Below are 16,347 nucleotides of genomic sequence, written 5' to 3'. Positions count from 1 at the left end.
AAATGATGATGAGGATTAGGGATTGGGATCGAAGTTTAAAAGTTCGCCTGGTAGGCGAATTTTTTATGAACACAAGTTATTGGATGGTTTTTCCGTTTTTAGCGATTTACTTTGCCGAAGAATTTGGAAAAGGGATGGCGGGCCTTTTGCTCGTCACCTCTCAAGTTTTTTCAGTTGCTGCGAATTTGATCGGCGGTTATTGCGCAGATCGGTTTGGCCGGCGCACGATGCTCGTTTTTGCCTCAATTGCTCAAGGGGCGGCTTTTTTGCTATTTGCATTCGCCAACTCTCCTTGGCTTGAATCACCTGAACTTGGGTTTGTTTCCTTTACATTGGCGGGCATGTGCAGTTCGCTTTATTGGCCAGCCAGCCAGGCGATGATTGCAGATGTCATCCCGGAGAAATACAGAAGCGATGTATTTGCTATTTTTTACACGACATTGAATATAGCCGTGGTAGTGGGGCCTTTGGTCGGAGCAGTGCTATTTTTCTCGTATCGTTTTGAGCTGCTGCTGATTGTTACGGTTATTTCTATGCTGCTTGGTCTCGTTCTTAGGCTCTACACAAACGAGACTTTATCCCACGAATTAAAAGGTAAATGGGAGACAGCAGAAGCAATCGGATGGACAGGAGCAGTCGCTAAGCAATTCAAAGAGTACGGGTTGATTTTTAAAGATCGGCTGTTTCTTCTTTTTGTCATTGCGGGAGTGCTGGCAGCACAAACGTTCATGCAATTGGACTTGCTTATTCCTGTATACTTAAAAGAAACCATCGATGTACAGACAATCGCTTCTTTCTGGGGAAGGGAGTGGACGGTTACCGGAGAGACTTCTTTTGGGTTCCTGCTTTCTGAAAATGGGCTGCTGGTTGCTTTGTTTACCGTGATAGTCACTCGTTGGATGACAAGCTTTCCTGAAAAATGGGTCTTTTTCCTATCGACCATTCTATATGCTGTAGCGATGCTTCTGTTCCCGGTAACATCGTGGTTCTGGATGTTTGTAGGAGCGATAGCGATTTTCACTTTTGCAGAACTGATGGTAGTAGGGGTGCAGCAGAGCTTTATCTCGAAACTTGCTCCGGAAGATAAGCGTGGCCAGTATTTTGCGGCAGCGAGCATGCGTTATACAATCGGACGTATGATTGCGCCAATTTCAATTCCCATGACTGCATGGTTTGGCTTCGGCTGGACGTTTTCCATTTTAGCTGCTTTATCTGTTGTGAGCGGATTTGTTTATCTTTCGATGTTTAAACTGTTTGAAAAAAGGCCTTCCCATTGAGGGAAGGTTTTTTCAGTTTGTTGAGGAAGTTAAAGTTTCTAATAGTGATCCTTCCTTAACCGATATTCCGCCGACCAGCTGCGAAGACATTGGCCGAAGTTTGTGAGGCCAAGTCTTTGCGACGAAGCGCACAGCGCTGCAGGAGCACAGGTTTTCAGCCGCGGGCGAGCGCCAAGACGCTTCGTCGCTTACGCTCCTGTTTCTGCATCGCTGCGCTAGCTTCGAAACATGAAAGAGCGTTGCAGGGTCTCGGCTGTCTCGTCGCTTACGCTGCCCCGCAGGCAAGACATTAGCCGACGCCTGCGAGGCTAAGTCTTTGCGACGAGCTTGCGCAGGAGCAGTATGTTTTCTCCGCTGTTTGGCTCCATATCTGGAGAGCAGGTACAAACATTCGAGAGCTTTCCGAATCATCTCCCTATTCCAGAGAATCACTAAAGGTAACAAAAGAGAGTTGAATGCAGCGGAAGGTGGGCGACTCCAGCGGAAATAACATGAGCTGAAGACCCTGGACTGAGCAAAGCGAAGGAAGCGGCTGAAGCCATGTCCGCGGAAAGCGTCCTGCCTGGAGCGAAATGAGAAAAGGCTATCAAGAGTTTCTCGACAGCTTGAAAAAGGCCTTCCCATTGAGGGAAGGCCTTTGGCATTTTACGAATCTTTTTTAACTAAGCGCAGAAGCATATGGGCAAGCATATGGCGTTCTTCTTTTTCACCGACACTCCATAATTGTTGCAGTACATATTCTTCTCGATTTTTTGGATCTTCATTTTTGGCCAAGTAGTTCGCTACCTTTTCAGTGATTTGAGCAAGACGCTCTTCGCTCAATCCCATTTTCTCACCAAGCTCGACTTTGCCGCCTAAGTATTGTTTGAAGTTTTCAAAATTGGCTAAAATGTCTTCTTTCTTTTCTTGATCAAATGTTTTTAGTTTTTCGTCTACTTTTTTATCGATATTCTCCACGTTTCTTCACACTCCTTTAATTTTCATTGCACTATCTGTTTACCTCGTGTACCTTTTTTTAAACGTCAGAATTATTAAAAAAGTAAATAGTTCCCTGTTTAATGTAAACGACTTAGGGTATTGAATTAAGTAGTATGGATTTTAAGGAGGATGATGGATGTATGACATTATACGATGAAATTCAGAAACTTAAGGCTTTTAGCTGCGAAGAACGCTGTGTTTTGAGTGTGTATTTAAATACCAATCCGGCTGACTTGAACGCCCAAAGCGGGGCTTGGAGAATTCATCTGAAAAACGGTTTGAAGCGCATCGAGGAATACTTGACGGCTTCTCAGAATGAGAAAGAGCTGAAATCCTACCAAACCTTAAAGAAAAAAGTTGAAAGAGAAATTATGGACCACCAAGACGACCTCCATAAGGGTGTCGTTATTTTTGCCTCTCCTAAAGACGATCTTTGGTTTGTCCATTATGTGCAAGTTGCTGTAAAGACAAGTTTCCACTGGGAAAACGCACCTGTATTGGACGAATTGAGATATATGTATAAAGCTTATCCATACGCTGGAATTATTTTGCCAAGCTTCAAAGGAGTTCGCATTCTGGATACTTCGATGGGAATGGTCAATGAAGAAGTGTTTTATGAATTTGACTCAGGCTTAGATGTCTGGAATGAACAGCAAGGTGTCCATTCCGCCTCGCATACTGCAGGCAGCAACACTGGCGGATTTGGCCAAGCAAGCCATGTTGGAGGGAACTCTGGCAGTGCAGCAGATGATTTCAACTGGCGGATGAAAGAGAACCTCGAACGCTTCTATAAAGACTTAGGAAGCAAAATTGAACAGTTGAAAAAAGAACGCCACTGGGATGAAGTGCATATCGTTGGAGAAACTGAACAAGCAAAATCTTTTGCAAAGGGATTGCAGAAGAAACCGGCGAGCTGCATTTATAAAAACTTGACGAATGCCAGTCCGAGCCAGATTATACATGAAGTGTTTGAGAAATAACGAAAAAGCCTCAGCAGAAGCTGAGGCTTTTTCATTGAGATTAATGCGGTTGTGGACAGAAGGTGCAAGTAGCAAAAGCAGGCAATTCTTTGTACAAGCAGCATGTCTTTCGAAGAGGGCCGGAAACCGCCTGTTCAAGTGAGGCCGTTCCCATTAATTTGTATAGATAAGAGGCTTTGATCGGCTCCCAGTTGGCCGGTTCAAGCAGCCATTCGATATCTTCAGCAGCTCTCCTCGGTGCATGTTGTTGCAAAGTGGCATAAAACCAAAGGACTGAGCCAAGGACATTTTCCCATAATATAATAGGAGAAATCTTTACATGTTTTCGGAACTCATCAATTAAGTCAGCTACTTGGCGGCATAGTATAAAATGCATCGCTTCAAACCGGTTTTCCCCGGGAACAGAGGTAAAGAAGTGTGAGTCAACATGGGTTTGAAGCAAATTAAATCCATAATTGTGAATGCGGCTGAATTGAAGGTCTTTCCACGAACAAGCAAAATAGCCATTATAATTAGTGAGCAAATCAAATTGTGCTGAAATGAACAGTGCATATTGGCGGAAAAAATAAGAAACTGCCACACCGTTATTTCGGGTGCCGCTCCATTGTTTGATTTCGTTGATCCATTCTTTAAAATCGGGAGAGAGGGGGTGTGCAGGAGGGCGGTCTACTGCGATGGATTGTGATGCTAATGTATATTTAAGCTGAGCAGGAAACTCCATATGCGACGACTCCTTTATTTTTCATGCTACGGGAAAAAGGAACATTTGGAAAGTGATAAGAAAAACTTATGGAAATACATAAAAACAATCATCTTTTCTTTACTTTATAAATTAGCTAAGCTGAAAGCAAGAAGGGGTGATGAGATGAAATTCACAATCGGAAAAATTGACCATGTACAAGTTGCGGCACCCAAAGGCAAAGAAAAAGAGGCTTTCAATTTTTATGCTGGGGTACTCGGGATGAAAGAAGTGGAAAAGCCGGATTCCTTGAAAGGAAGAGGTGGGGCCTGGTTTGAATTTGGAGCATATCAGCTTCATGTCGGGGTAGAAGAACCTTTTTCGCCAGCTAAAAAAGCGCATCCAGCTTTTAAAGTGAAGGGGTTTGAAGAGCTGCAGCAACACTTGGCTGCTGAAGGGATTGAAGTGAAAAATGACGACAGCATTCCAGGAGTCCAACGCTTTTTCATTTCCGATCCATTTGGCAACCGGCTGGAATTTTTGAAAAGCAGTCTTTAAAGTATAAATGGTTATTTAATTTGAACTAAAGAATAATCCTTTGCTACACCGCTTCGGTCGCTTTGGACATGGCTTCCGCAAGGAGCTAGGAAGACCACCTGTCTTTTTCCTTCGATATGGAGCAAAACAGCTGCGCTGGCGGCATGCAAAACTGTTTTGCGAAATATATACAGCTAAAATAATTAGTTCAACTTATATGGTGAATAGTGGTTCAGCTATTTAAAACTGCACAAAAACGCCCCGCAGCTGCGGAGCGTTTATTTTTTTACGGGGCAATAAGGGCATTTGCCAGTGTCGGGCAACTCTTTATACAAACAGCATGTGATGCGTTTATAATCAGCTTTTGCCTCGCTATAACTGCGTCCGCCCAAAAATTGATGAAAAAACGATTTGCGCATCTCCGGTTGCCAAATATCAGCATCCAACAAAACCTGCACGTCCCGTTCAGCTTGTTCCGATTCCAGCATGCCATACATCCAGATGGCATATCCCCAGATATTTTCCCAAAGAATCAGCTTGGAGACATGCCCGGCTTTCCGGACCGCTTCAACGACGGGGAACGCGTAAACCTTCAAAACCTTTTCCAAATCGCCTTCACTGCGATCTCGGACAAAGCGCTCATCCAGCTCGAATGCAATGCCGCTTTCGGTTTTTACCAATTGGGCCGCTTCAAGCGGACCGTCCCACATTTTGCCATGCGCTAATAAGTACAATTGAGCTGTTATAAAAAAACCGAAGCGCCGCATGAAGATAGACGTTGCTACTGCTTCAGAAGGTGCTCCGGTTTGTAATTGAATGCCGGTAATCAGTTCAGAAAAGCGATGACCAATGCTTTCTTGCAATGTCATGAAACCACGTGTTTGTTTGTGGACTTTCACTTGGAAAAGCTCCAATTCCTTCATCTTAAGAACCACTTAGTGATTCCCGGATTTCTGGAACAATACAGCGTCCTCTGCCGAATGGCACGCAATGCGGCGTCCCGAATAGCGGATCTTTGGAAACTTGGCATTCCATTCCAAAAACAGCGCGAACAAGATCACAATTGATGACTTTTTCAGGCGTTCCTTGGCCAAAAACAGCGCCATCTTTAATGGCAATGATGTTATGGGCATATCGAGATGCTAGATTTAAATCATGCAGCACCATGATGATGGTGCGGCCTTGCACTTCATTCAATTCGAATAATAAATCCAGTATTTCAATTTGATGCGTCATATCCAGGTAAGTCGTCGGTTCATCCAAAAGAATGATGTCCGTGTCCTGGGCGAGTGTCATGGCAATCCATGCCCGCTGCCGCTGTCCGCCTGACAATTCATCGACAGGCTTGTCGCGGAATTCATCGACACGTGTCGCTTTCATGGCTGCTTCCACTTTCTCAGTATCTTCTGCGGTCCAGCGCTTGAGCCAAGACTGGTGCGGATAACGCCCTTGTTTTACGAGGTCATGGACAGTCAAGCCTTCCGGAGAAACCGGAGACTGGGGCAGGATGCCCATTTTCTTTGCCACTTCACGTGAAGACATGCGATGGACTTCTTTTCCTTCTAATAATATAGAACCTTCTTGAGGTTTAAGTAAACGCGCAATAGAGCGAAGCAGCGTTGATTTGCCGCAGCCGTTGCTGCCGACAAACACCGAAATTTCGCCGCGCGGAATGGATAAGTTCAGATTTTCAAATAATAAGTGATCGTTATACCCAATTGACAAGTCGTTTGTTTGGACAGCCGTCGCCATTGTGTAATTCCTCCGCATCTTTTTCCATAAGTCCAACTGATACAATTTCTCATTACCGCTACTATATCATAATTTCATGATAAATGAGAACGGTTTTCAATTTATTTTCCAAAAATCCTTTACAATATAGCGAACAAGAACTAGAATTGAATTTATTGAGAATCATTATCAAATGGCTAGGAGGCTTACATATATGAAACGAAAATGGATGTTATTATTAACGGCGATCCTGCTGGTTCTGGCAGCTTGTTCTTCGGCTGAGGAAGATGCAGCAACTGAAAAAGAAACGGCTGGCAATCCTGTTACAATCACAGGGACGAACGGAGAAGTGACGCTGGATGCGCCTGCTAAAAAAGTAGTCGTACTGGAATGGACATACGCGGAAGATTTATTGGCTGTAGGTGTCCAGCCAGCTGGGATGGCGGATATTGCGGATTATGGCAATTACGTCAATATTGAACCGCAATTGGATGAAACGGTCGTGGACGTCGGTGGCCGTCAAGAACCGAATCTGGAAGCAATCGCAGCAATCGAACCGGATCTGATTATAGGGGTAAGTTTCCGCCATGATGCCATGCTTGCGGAATTGGAGACCATTGCGCCAACAGTCATCTTTAATCCATATCCGGAAGATGAAAGCATTGATTTGTATCAGGAAATGGAAACAACATTTAAGGAAATCGCAAAAGCGGTGGATAAAACAGCCGAAGCGGAACAAGTTCTGGCTGATCTGGAAAAAGAATATAAGGAAAGCGCGTCGGCTATCGAAGCGGCAAACTTGAAAACGAAAGACGTTATTTTAACGCTGGCTTATACTGGCCCGCAAGCTCCGGAAATCCGGGTATTTACGCCCAATTCAATGGCTTCAATCATATTGGAGCGCATCGGTTTGAACAATGTCCATCAGCCGGATCAGTTTGAAGTATTCGGATCGAGCACATTCAATGTAGAGGGATTGGTCAAGTATGAAAATGCCAATTACTTATATACGGTTCCTGATGAAGACAATATTTACGAAAACCAGCTGAAAGGCAACCCGGTCTGGGAAAACTTGGCGTTCGTAAAAGAAGACCGCACATATGACTTGGGTGCGGATACCTGGTTATACGGCGGACCGTTAAGTGCTAAAACGTTGATGGACCAAATTACAACTGTGATGGTGAATAAATAATGCCCGGAAAATTAAAACAGAAGTCCTTTGTCTCGCTGACAGGGGGCTTTTTCCTGCTTCTTGCGCTGTCGGTTATCCACTTGACACAAGGGCAGGCGGATTACACAATTTCAGAACTTTTGACTGGCGTCTGGACGGAAGGGCGCATCCAGGATATCGTCACGTCTCTGCGTTTGCCTCGCTTAGTAATCGGCATGATTGCCGGTGGAGCGCTTGCAGTGTCGGGTGCTGTCCTGCAGACATTGACGAATAATCCGCTTGCTTCACCGGGAACGCTTGGAATCAATGCCGGAGCCTTTTTCTTTGTTGTGATTTCGACTATTTTCTTTCCAGGCGCTTTGGGGGATTTCCCGTTTATCACCGCCTTGCTTGGGGCCGTTCTGTCATCCGTATTGGTAGTAGGGCTGGCCGGCAAAGCTATGGAGCCGGTGCGTGTGGCTTTAACAGGAATGATCATCTCGCTATTGTTTTCTTCTTTGACCGGCGCATTGCAGCTGCTGTTCGAAAATGAAACAAACGGCTTATTCTTGTGGGGTTCAGGGACGCTGGTCCAGTTGAACTGGGAAGGGGTCCAGTTTGCTGCTCCCGTGGTGCTGATGCTGTTTATCGGCGCGTTGCTGCTGGCGAAGCCGATGGATATATTATCGCTGGGCGAAGATATTGCTTCTTCGCTTGGCCAGAATGTCCAAGCAGTAAAACTCATTGCTTGGGGAGTAGCGATTGTTCTATCCGCAGCTGTTGTCAGCGTGGTCGGACCGATTGGTTTTATCGGGTTGATGGCTCCGCATATCGTCCGCATGATGGGCATACGCGGCCATCTGCAAGTTTTCATCCATTCGTTCTTATGGGGCAGCGTTATGCTGATCGGAGCGGATGTACTCGGGCGCTTGATCCAGCCGGGGCAGGAAGTGCCTGTTGGAGCCATGACCGCGCTTGTCGGAGGCCCTTGGCTTTTGTACCTGGCCTGGAAGACGGCAAAATCACTGAAGCGCGGAGACCGTCAAGTGGGCGGGACGACAAAACCGATCCGTTTAAGTGTATTAACCCCTATTTTAATCGTCATTATTGCAGTTGTTATGATTTTGGCTCTCAGCTTTAACGGAGCTGCCTGGAATTTTGCCTGGCTGGAACCGGTTGTCTGGAACTTCCGGGTGCCGCGGGTGCTGACTTCTTTCATCGTGGGAGTCATGTTGGCTATAACGGGGGTGATTTTGCAGGGAGTGCTTCGAAATCCTTTAGCAGATGCCAGTGTTCTCGGAGTCACTTCAATGGCTGGGGCAGGGGCGATGCTGCTGCTTGTCATTTTCCCAGCCATACCGGCAGCCTATCTGCCGCTCGGCGCTACACTTGGCGCTGCTTTGGCACTTGGCACTATCCTGGTCACGGCTTGGAAAAATAACTTCCAGCCGATGCTGGTCGCTTTAATGGGAATTGCCATTTCCGCTTTCGGTTCAGCCGCGACTCAAGTGTTCGTTGTCAAAGCGAAACTGGCTGTAGCAAGTGCACTTGTCTGGCTATCAGGCAGCACATACGCCAAAGGCTGGGACGATGTGCAATTTGCCTTGCTGCTGTTTGCGCTATTTATTTGGCCCGCGATTTACATTACCCGCAGTTTGGATACCCTGACATTCGGAGATGACGTTGCGGCAGGCCTTGGCTTGGATATCCGGTCAACGCGCGTGTGGGCGCTGGTTATCGGCGTAGCCATATCAACGGCAGCCGTATCGATTGTCGGCACCATCGGCTTTATCGGATTGGTGGCTCCGCATATAGCGCGCCGGCTTGTCGGTTTCCGCCATTTGCCGCTGATGCTGTCATCCGGTTTGATCGGCGGCTTGCTGCTCGTTACAGCTGATTTTATCGGCCGCATCCTGATTGCCCCAAAAGACATTCCAAGCGGCTTGATTGTCGCATTGATCGGAACGCCGTATCTACTGTATTTATTGCGGAAAATGAAATAGATGAAAGAAAGGACCTGCCAATGCGGCAGGTCCTTTCTTTTGGAGCATATAAAATTTCTAAGAGCGTTCAGGTAAGTTCTATGATCACTCATGCAAAAAAGCTGTCCGCTACTAAAAGCGGACAGCTTTTTAATTTCTTATACGGTTTGCAATGCGACAGCAGGGCCGAAGAATTCAAAGTGGATTTGTTCTTCAGTCATGCCAAGGGCACGCAATTCCTGGATCATCTGTTCCATGAAAGGCACAGGACCACAGACGTAAACGTCGCCGGTCACATCGATCATTTCTTTTAATACATCCCGAGTAATATAGCCGTTCGGCTGGTCGGAATACAATGTTTTATAAGCTGCATTTTCCATGCTAGCTGTATATTTTTGAATGTCCTGATCGAAAGCGTGCAATGATTCATTACGGGCCGCATGCAGGAAAGCAGTCGGGCGATCTGGAGTAAGCGTTGCAACTGTTTCAAACATGCTCATCATTGGCGTGATGCCGCCGCCGCCACTGACGAAGGCAATCGGAGATTTTTTATTGGCATCCAGAACGAATTCGCCTGCCGGAGCGCTGACTTCGATCTTGTCGCCGACATTAACTTCTTCATGAAGGTAAACAGAGACGCGGCCGTTCGGGTCGTTGTCCGCTTCCCGTTTAACGGAAATACGGAATTCATCTGATTGTGCGGCTTGGGATAAGCTGTATTGGCGGTTGAATAAGTATTTTTCACCTGGAATTGCCAGGCGCACTGAAATGTATTGGCCAGGCTGGTAAGTTGGAACGTTTGATCCGTCCGCCGGTTTTAGATAAAACGAAGTGATGTTATCACTTTCTTTTACTTTACGGGCTATCACGAAATCTTTGAAGAATTTCCAGCCATTTTCCTGACTTTCGGCTTTCGCATACATTTCATCTTCAACACCGATGAAAGCATCTGCGATCACGCCATAAGCCTCTGCCCATGCGCTGATGATGTCATCTGTTGCAGCATCACCCAGCACTTCTTTGATGGCTTTCAATAGGTATTCTCCGACAATCGGATAATGCTCAGGTTTAACGCCGAGACTCACGTGTTTGTTGGCAATCTGCACCACTGCCGGAAGAATGGCTTCCAGGTTGTCAATGTGGACTGCTGCCGCATAAACGGTATTGGCCAGTGCTGCTTGCTGGCGTCCTTTTTTCAGGTTGGCATGATTAAAAATATTTAAAAGTTCAGGATGCGCTTCGAATAAGTTTTTATAAAATACAGTAGTAATCGCTGTTCCATGTTCTGCTAAAACCGGTACTGTGGATTTAATAATTGATCTTGTTTGTTCTGATAACATAGTCAATCTCTCCTTTTGTTTTCTATAAATCAACTATATTCCAGAAAACATTTTAAAGATATATTTAAAATACATCTTTAAAATTTAGACACAAATTGCATTCACAGAACAGCTGCAAAAGGCCCACGATTGCATCGAGGGCCTTAGGAAGAAAGTAGGTGTTATTGCTGGATGGTGCGTTCTTCTAAATCCATTGCTGGACCAAAGAATTCATAATGGATCTGCTCATCTTGCATTCCAATATTGCGCAGCTCGCGGATCATGCTGACCATAAAAGGAACCGGGCCGCATACATAAGCATCACCGGAAGGGTCGACAAATTCTTCAAGCATTTCCCGGGTGATAAAGCCATTTTCCTCATCCGAATAAACGGTCTTGTAAGAGGCATTTTCCATGCGTTCTGCAAAATGGCGGATGTCTTCTTCAAAGGCATGCTGGTAGCGATTGCGGGCCCCGTGCAAGAAAACGGTCGGACGTTCAGGTGTAGAAGTTGCCACTGTTTCAAACATACTCATCATTGGAGTAATGCCGACACCTCCACTAATAAAGGCGACGGGAGTAGTTTTGGCGGCATCCAGCACGAATACTCCTGCAGGTGCACTAACTTCAAGCCGGTCGCCTTCTTTAATTTGCTTATGAAGAAAAATGGACACAATGCCGTTGGGATCATTGTCTGCTTCACGTTTAACGGAAATCCGAAACTCATCCGGCTTGGATGCCTGGGACAAACTGTACTGGCGGATCATCATATATTCTTCACCTGGTATGGAAACCCGTACTGAAATATACTGGCCTGGAATATAAGTGGGCACGTGTGAACCATCAGCCGGCTTTAAATAGAACGAAGTGATAATTTCGCTTTCTTTTACTTTGCGGTCGACGATAAAATCCTTAAAGTAGTTCCAGCCATTTTCCTGCTCTGCAGTATGTTGATACATGCTTTTCTCAACGCTGATAAAAGCGTCTGCTATGACGCCATAAGCATCCGACCAAGCTTGAATAATTTCGTTTGTTGCTGCATCTCCAAGCACTTCCTTCATGGCAATCAGTAAATGAGCGCCGACAATCGGATAATGTTCCGGCTTCACGCCTAAACTCACGTGTTTATGGGCAATCTGGATAACGGCTGGCATAATTTCTTCCAAATCATCAATATGCACTGCCGCTGCATAAACCGTTTTCGCTAAAGCAGTCTGCTGCCGGCCCTGTGCCTGGTTGGCATGGTTGAAGATATTCAGCAATTCTGGATGCTCTTCGAAAAGCCGTTTGTAGAATCTGGTGGTAATCGCCACGCCATGTTCTTCCAAAACCGGTGCGGTCGATTTGACAATCATTTTTGCTTCATTTGATAGCATAATGCAACTGCTCCTTTCATTTTGCATGCCATTAATCCAAAGCTTCGGTCTCAATTGCTTTTCCAAAAATCGGTTCACCAGTATAATGAAATTGCAGGGAAGGTGAAATAATGAGACTGACAATGTACACCGACTACTCATTGCGTGTATTGATATACTTGGCTTCGAAAGAAGAAAACAAGCTTTCGACCATCCAGGAAATTTCAGACGCTTATAACATATCGAAAAACCATTTGATGAAAGTAACATTTGAGCTGGGCAAGGCCGGCTTTATCCATACCGTCAGAGGACGGGGAGGCGGCATACGCCTGGCAGATATCCCCCAGAACATTAATATTGGTACTGTAGTCCGGCGTATGGAAGATGATTTCCATTTAGTTGAATGTTTCGACATGGAGCATAACCGCTGTCCGATTGCACCTGTCTGCGGACTCCGCGGTGTGCTGGGAAAAGCATTGCATGCTTATCTCGCGGTTCTTGATGAATATACTTTAGAAGACTTGTTGTTCAATAAAGAAGGACTTCAGGCAATATTGCAAACATAAAAAACGGCTCAAGTAAATGAGCCGTTTTTTGTTTTACAATTGAAGTGTTTGCGGCTCTTGGCCTTTTTTATTGATAAGTCGAGCACGGGTTGGCTGGATAGCTAAAATGACCAAATCGGGATCATCCGGTCCTGTGAACCAGCCTTCTAAATGTTCGTTCCAAACTTTATCAATGATGCTTTGATCATCATGTACGCCGATTGTTCCTTCGATTTCCAGGAAGGCATCGCCTACGCCTTGGCCCTCATAGCCTAATAGGATATGTGCATTTGGATTAGCTTCCAATTCATCAACTTTTTGCGTTTGTTTGTGTGACGCTGTGTATAAAGTGAATTCGTCATGGAAAAACGTCATGTAGCGGGAATGCGGCTTATTGCCTTGCACCGTCGATAAAATGCCTACATGGCTTTCTTCTAAAATCTTCAAAGCGTTTTGCTTCAATTCTTCCTGATTCATCCTCTTCACTCCTTTGATAGTTAACTGCTCCCTTTATATATTCCTGTTTAAACCCAAGCTAAACATAAAGTGAAACTTCAATCCGTGGGGGTTCACCCCACGGATTGTTAGTTGAACCAATCGGACTTTTAAGGCCAGTCGGTTTCCGCTTGAAAAGCGGGAGCCATACTGGGCGTTAAAGCGGGATAAAGTGAAACTTCAATCCGTGGGGGTTCACCCCACGGATTGTTAGTTGAACCAATCGGACTTTTAAGGCCAGTCGGTTTCCGCTTGAAAAGCGGGAGCCATACTGGGCGTTAAAGCGGGATAAAGTGAAACTTCAATCCGTGGGGGTTCACCCCACGGATTGTTAGTTGAACCAATCGGACTTTTACGGCTACTAAAAAAGAATGAAAAAAAGGCCCACCAAAGAGGCGGACCTTTAAACGGGTTCTATAATTTTAGGGTTGCGGCTGAATATACTTGGCAGCACCATGCCGAACAGAATAACAAAGATGCCGACAATTTGAAGAACCGTCAATGTTTCATTTAAGACAAGGACCGAGGCAAAAACAGCAACCGGCAATTCCATGGCACTTAAAATTGAAGCCAGACCGGATCCAACATGCGGTACAGCGATCGAGAAGAAGCAAATCGGCATGACGATACCGAAGAATCCAAGCAACAGGCCGTATACCCAGAGGCCTTCATCAAAGAGTTTGCCATTCCACACCACTTCAGGTGTTTGGAAAAAGGCGACAACAATGGCAGCGACAAAAGAGACATAAAACAAGCGGGTAGTAGTATCCATGCCTTCGACTTTTATGCCGTTGACAAACATAAAAGCAGAAAAACAGAAAGCCGCTCCGATTCCCCAAGCCCATCCTTGCCAAGGAATGCTGCTGAGGTCTGCATCAATCACTCCTGCAGCCAATATAGTCCCGCCGAATAATAAAACAAGTGAGATGGCTTCAGTTCGTTTCAGCCATCTGCGGTGTACGATGCAATCCAAAAACATGCCGATCCAAGTAAATTGAAACAGCAATACGACTGCCAGTGACGCTGGCAAGTATACCAAAGACTGTCCGTAAACCATACCGGTGGCAGCGGTAAATGAACCGGACATTACTAAAACTTTCCAACCGTGCAAGCGGGGAATTCTCCGTTTTGTAATTAAAAGCAAAAGAGCTGCTAAGGCAAATCCGACAAAGTATTGGCTGGTTACCGCTTCTGCGGCTGTAAAACCGTTTTCCATTGCTACTTTGATAATAGTGGAAAGAATGCCATAACAACTGGCTGCTACTACTACCATAAACGGGTAAATCATATTTTTCATATTTAGGTCACTCCTGTTCCAACATGAATCATAACATAAAAAAAACAGCTTGGCGGCAGCCATGCTGTTCTTCAGAAAAGTAGGTTTATTCTGCTGATTAATCAGGATAGATTTCTTCGCTTGCCGAGTTGTCTTTGGTAGAACGTTTATTTTCTTCATCTTCCATATTTTGCTTCAAATCTTCCAATGGAATTGCATCGACAGTCTGTTCTTCTTTAAACATTTCATGCATTGTTTCTTTGTCTGTTTTAATCTGTTCCGGATTGTCCATGGGGCGACTATCTCTTGTTTCGCGATTTTCTTCGTTAAAAGGTTTTTTGTCTGACACAAGGAGCACCTCTTTCTTTTTGTATGGTTATTTTTGTATTCCTTTAATTATCGAATCTCAAACCTGAAGATGTAACCACAATCTTGTATCATAGAAAGAGTGATTACATAAGACTGCAGATTATTAAGTGAAAAAAGAGGATTATGGTAAAATAAATTTCAATAGTGGGAGGAGTTGCAATATGGAAACTAAACCATCAATAAATGTAGGCGGACTAGAATTTGCATGGGATTTGGATGAAGGCAGATTCTTATTCGAAGGCCAGGATGCTGTGCTGTTTTGGACGGCCAGTGCGATGAAAACATTTTTTGATTCAATAGAAGAAATATCAGGAGAAGACGCAGCAAACGTAGTGATGGAGTCCACCGGGTTCCGCCAAGGTTTGATAGTGGGCGACTATTTCACGAGCATGAAAAATGTCAGTATCTCAGAAGCGGCAAACTTAATAACAAATACATATGCTTCTGCAGGATGGGGAAAAGCCGAGATTCAGAAAATGAATGAATCGGAAAGCACGCTCCAAGTCAATTTGAGAAATAGCTGGGAACATAAAATCAATGTAGCTCAAGGGAAAAAGCAGGGAGGCAGTTACCTGGCAGCCCATTACGCTGGAATCTTCACGTCGCTTTTCGGGCGCAATGTTTGGTATCATGTCATTCACCATCAAATTGAAGGCTACCCTGAAACGATTATTGAATATTTTCCTTCAGAAAAAAACGTTGAAGAAAATATTCATCGGCTGGCTCGCTTGAAAGAAGCAGAGCAGATCAATCAGCTTGAAAAACTGGTCGAGAAAAAAACGGCAGAACTGAATGCATTAATTCAGGAAATCTCTTCGCCGATTATTCCAGTGCTCGAAGATATCGTCGTTGTGCCGCTTCTCGGAACTTATGATGAAGCGCGTGCAGAAGAATTATTGGTAAAAACCCTGCAAAATTTACCGACTTATAAAGCAAAATATTTGCTGTTGGACTTAACAGGATTGAACGATAATTTCACACAGCACGCCGCGAGTTTAATTGAGAAATTAGGGTCCACGGCATCTCTGATCGGAACTTATACGGTCTTGGTGGGCATTTCCCCGCAAATGAGCATGGTCATTACCGAGTCGGGCATCAATTTATCAAAATTCAACTGCTTCCAAACTTTGCAGCACGGCATCCACTATGCGCTTGCGCAAAATGGCCGCAGCATCATCTAAATATGAAAAGTGACAGCGTCTCTTAAGCGTTGAAGCTTGTTGAGAAAGTTGAAATTCGTATTAGGTATCAGCCCTTAACCGATATTCCGTCAACCAGCTGCGCTTGCCGCGGGCGAGCGCCAAGCCGCTTCGTCGCATGCGCTCCTGTTTCTGCATCGCTGCGCTAGCTTCGAAACATGAAAGGGCGTTGCAGGGTCTTGGCTGTCTCGCTATCCCGCAGGCGTCTCCGCCGGTTGGCTCCATATCTGAAGAGCAGGAACAAACATTAGAAAGCTTTCCAAAACCATCACACTTTTAGAGAGTCTCTAAAAGTGGTGAAAGAGAGCTGAATGCAGCGGAAGGTGGGCGACTCCAGCGGAAATAACATGAGCTGAAGACCCTGGACTGAGCAAAGCGAGGGAAGCGGCTGAAGCCATGTCCGCGGAAAGCGTCCCGCCTGGAGCGAAATGAGAAAAGACTGCCGAGAGTTTCTCGACAGCCTGAAAAAATAAGC

16 protein-coding genes are annotated in these 16,347 nt (G+C 45.2%); 7 read left to right on the top strand and 9 right to left on the bottom strand.

The genetic code is table 11. The features are described 5' to 3' along the window. Positions 1 to 8 precede the first annotated feature (8 nt). A complete protein-coding gene (locus ACSFXN_RS02315; protein ID WP_437148592.1) occupies positions 9 to 1,277 on the top strand; it encodes an MDR family MFS transporter in 1,269 nt (422 codons plus the stop codon). A gap of 645 nt (positions 1,278 to 1,922) precedes the next feature. Here the strand turns inward: ACSFXN_RS02315 and ACSFXN_RS02310 are convergent. Continuing rightward, positions 1,923 to 2,234 (bottom strand): DUF3243 domain-containing protein, encoded by a 312-nt coding sequence (locus tag ACSFXN_RS02310; RefSeq protein ID WP_300990262.1) that lies wholly within the window; start codon positions 2,232 to 2,234, stop codon positions 1,923 to 1,925. Between the two features lie 161 nt (positions 2,235 to 2,395). Between ACSFXN_RS02310 and ACSFXN_RS02305 the strand changes: the two genes are divergently transcribed. After that, positions 2,396 to 3,235: a VLRF1 family aeRF1-type release factor gene (locus ACSFXN_RS02305; RefSeq protein WP_300990261.1), complete on the top strand. Its 840-nt coding sequence runs from the start codon at positions 2,396 to 2,398 to the stop codon at positions 3,233 to 3,235. A 40-nt stretch (positions 3,236 to 3,275) separates the two neighbouring features. On the opposite strand, the gene ACSFXN_RS02300 is transcribed toward ACSFXN_RS02305, so the two are convergent. After that, positions 3,276 to 3,956, bottom strand: coding sequence for a hypothetical protein (locus tag ACSFXN_RS02300; RefSeq protein WP_437148591.1), 681 nt, complete (start codon positions 3,954 to 3,956; stop codon positions 3,276 to 3,278). 144 nt (positions 3,957 to 4,100) lie between these two features. On the opposite strand from ACSFXN_RS02300, the gene ACSFXN_RS02295 reads away from it, so the two are divergent. Beyond that, positions 4,101 to 4,472, top strand: coding sequence for a VOC family protein (locus ACSFXN_RS02295; RefSeq protein WP_437148590.1), 372 nt, complete (start codon positions 4,101 to 4,103; stop codon positions 4,470 to 4,472). 257 nt (positions 4,473 to 4,729) lie between these two features. On the opposite strand, the gene ACSFXN_RS02290 is transcribed toward ACSFXN_RS02295, so the two are convergent. Then, entirely contained in the window at positions 4,730 to 5,374 is a 645-nt protein-coding gene (locus tag ACSFXN_RS02290; RefSeq protein ID WP_437148589.1) for a hypothetical protein, read from the bottom strand. Between the two features lies 1 nt (position 5,375). Then, positions 5,376 to 6,203, bottom strand: a complete 828-nt coding sequence (locus ACSFXN_RS02285) for an ABC transporter ATP-binding protein (RefSeq protein WP_437148588.1) — start codon at positions 6,201 to 6,203, stop codon at positions 5,376 to 5,378. 193 nt (positions 6,204 to 6,396) lie between these two features. On the opposite strand from ACSFXN_RS02285, the gene ACSFXN_RS02280 reads away from it, so the two are divergent. Together ACSFXN_RS02280 and ACSFXN_RS02275 are read left to right on the top strand one after the other, a co-directional pair. Further along, on the top strand, positions 6,397 to 7,374 hold the full coding sequence (locus tag ACSFXN_RS02280; RefSeq protein WP_437148587.1) for an ABC transporter substrate-binding protein: 978 nt from the start codon (positions 6,397 to 6,399) through the stop codon (positions 7,372 to 7,374). Next, the gene (locus ACSFXN_RS02275; protein ID WP_437148586.1) at positions 7,374 to 9,335 is read left to right on the top strand and encodes an iron ABC transporter permease; all 1,962 of its coding nucleotides are present in this window, start codon (positions 7,374 to 7,376) and stop codon (positions 9,333 to 9,335) included. Before ACSFXN_RS02280 ends, ACSFXN_RS02275 begins: the two co-directional genes overlap by 1 nt. A 137-nt stretch (positions 9,336 to 9,472) precedes the next feature. Here the strand turns inward: ACSFXN_RS02275 and hmpA (ACSFXN_RS02270) are convergent, their stop codons facing one another. Both hmpA (ACSFXN_RS02270) and hmpA (ACSFXN_RS02265) read right to left on the bottom strand, forming a co-directional pair. Beyond that, positions 9,473 to 10,654: an NO-inducible flavohemoprotein gene (gene hmpA, locus ACSFXN_RS02270; protein ID WP_437148585.1), complete on the bottom strand. Its 1,182-nt coding sequence runs from the start codon at positions 10,652 to 10,654 to the stop codon at positions 9,473 to 9,475. 161 nt (positions 10,655 to 10,815) lie between these two features. Next, the gene (gene hmpA / locus ACSFXN_RS02265) at positions 10,816 to 12,036 is read right to left on the bottom strand and encodes an NO-inducible flavohemoprotein (protein ID WP_437148584.1); all 1,221 of its coding nucleotides are present in this window, start codon (positions 12,034 to 12,036) and stop codon (positions 10,816 to 10,818) included. Between the two features lie 83 nt (positions 12,037 to 12,119). Between hmpA (ACSFXN_RS02265) and ACSFXN_RS02260 the strand changes: the two genes are divergently transcribed. After that, positions 12,120 to 12,554, top strand: a complete 435-nt coding sequence (locus tag ACSFXN_RS02260) for an RrF2 family transcriptional regulator (RefSeq protein ID WP_437148583.1) — start codon at positions 12,120 to 12,122, stop codon at positions 12,552 to 12,554. Positions 12,555 to 12,587: 33 nt separating this feature from the next. On the opposite strand, the gene ACSFXN_RS02255 is transcribed toward ACSFXN_RS02260, so the two are convergent. The 3 genes from ACSFXN_RS02255 to ACSFXN_RS02245 form a co-directional block, all read right to left on the bottom strand. Then, on the bottom strand, positions 12,588 to 13,010 hold the full coding sequence (locus ACSFXN_RS02255; protein WP_437148582.1) for a pyridoxamine 5'-phosphate oxidase family protein: 423 nt from the start codon (positions 13,008 to 13,010) through the stop codon (positions 12,588 to 12,590). Between the two features lie 421 nt (positions 13,011 to 13,431). Next, entirely contained in the window at positions 13,432 to 14,325 is an 894-nt protein-coding gene (locus ACSFXN_RS02250) for an EamA family transporter (RefSeq protein WP_437148581.1), read from the bottom strand. A gap of 97 nt (positions 14,326 to 14,422) precedes the next feature. Next, entirely contained in the window at positions 14,423 to 14,653 is a 231-nt protein-coding gene (locus ACSFXN_RS02245) for a hypothetical protein (RefSeq protein WP_437148580.1), read from the bottom strand. Between the two features lie 181 nt (positions 14,654 to 14,834). Between ACSFXN_RS02245 and ACSFXN_RS02240 the strand changes: the two genes are divergently transcribed. Next, positions 14,835 to 15,854 (top strand): STAS domain-containing protein, encoded by a 1,020-nt coding sequence (locus ACSFXN_RS02240; RefSeq protein WP_437148579.1) that lies wholly within the window; start codon positions 14,835 to 14,837, stop codon positions 15,852 to 15,854. Positions 15,855 to 16,347 lie beyond the last annotated feature (493 nt).

The organism is Planococcus sp. 1R117A (assembly GCF_051417975.1).
GTDB lineage: Bacteria > Bacillota > Bacilli > Bacillales_A > Planococcaceae > Planococcus > Planococcus shenhongbingii.
This window is presented reverse-complemented; position numbering and strand designations above follow the sequence as displayed.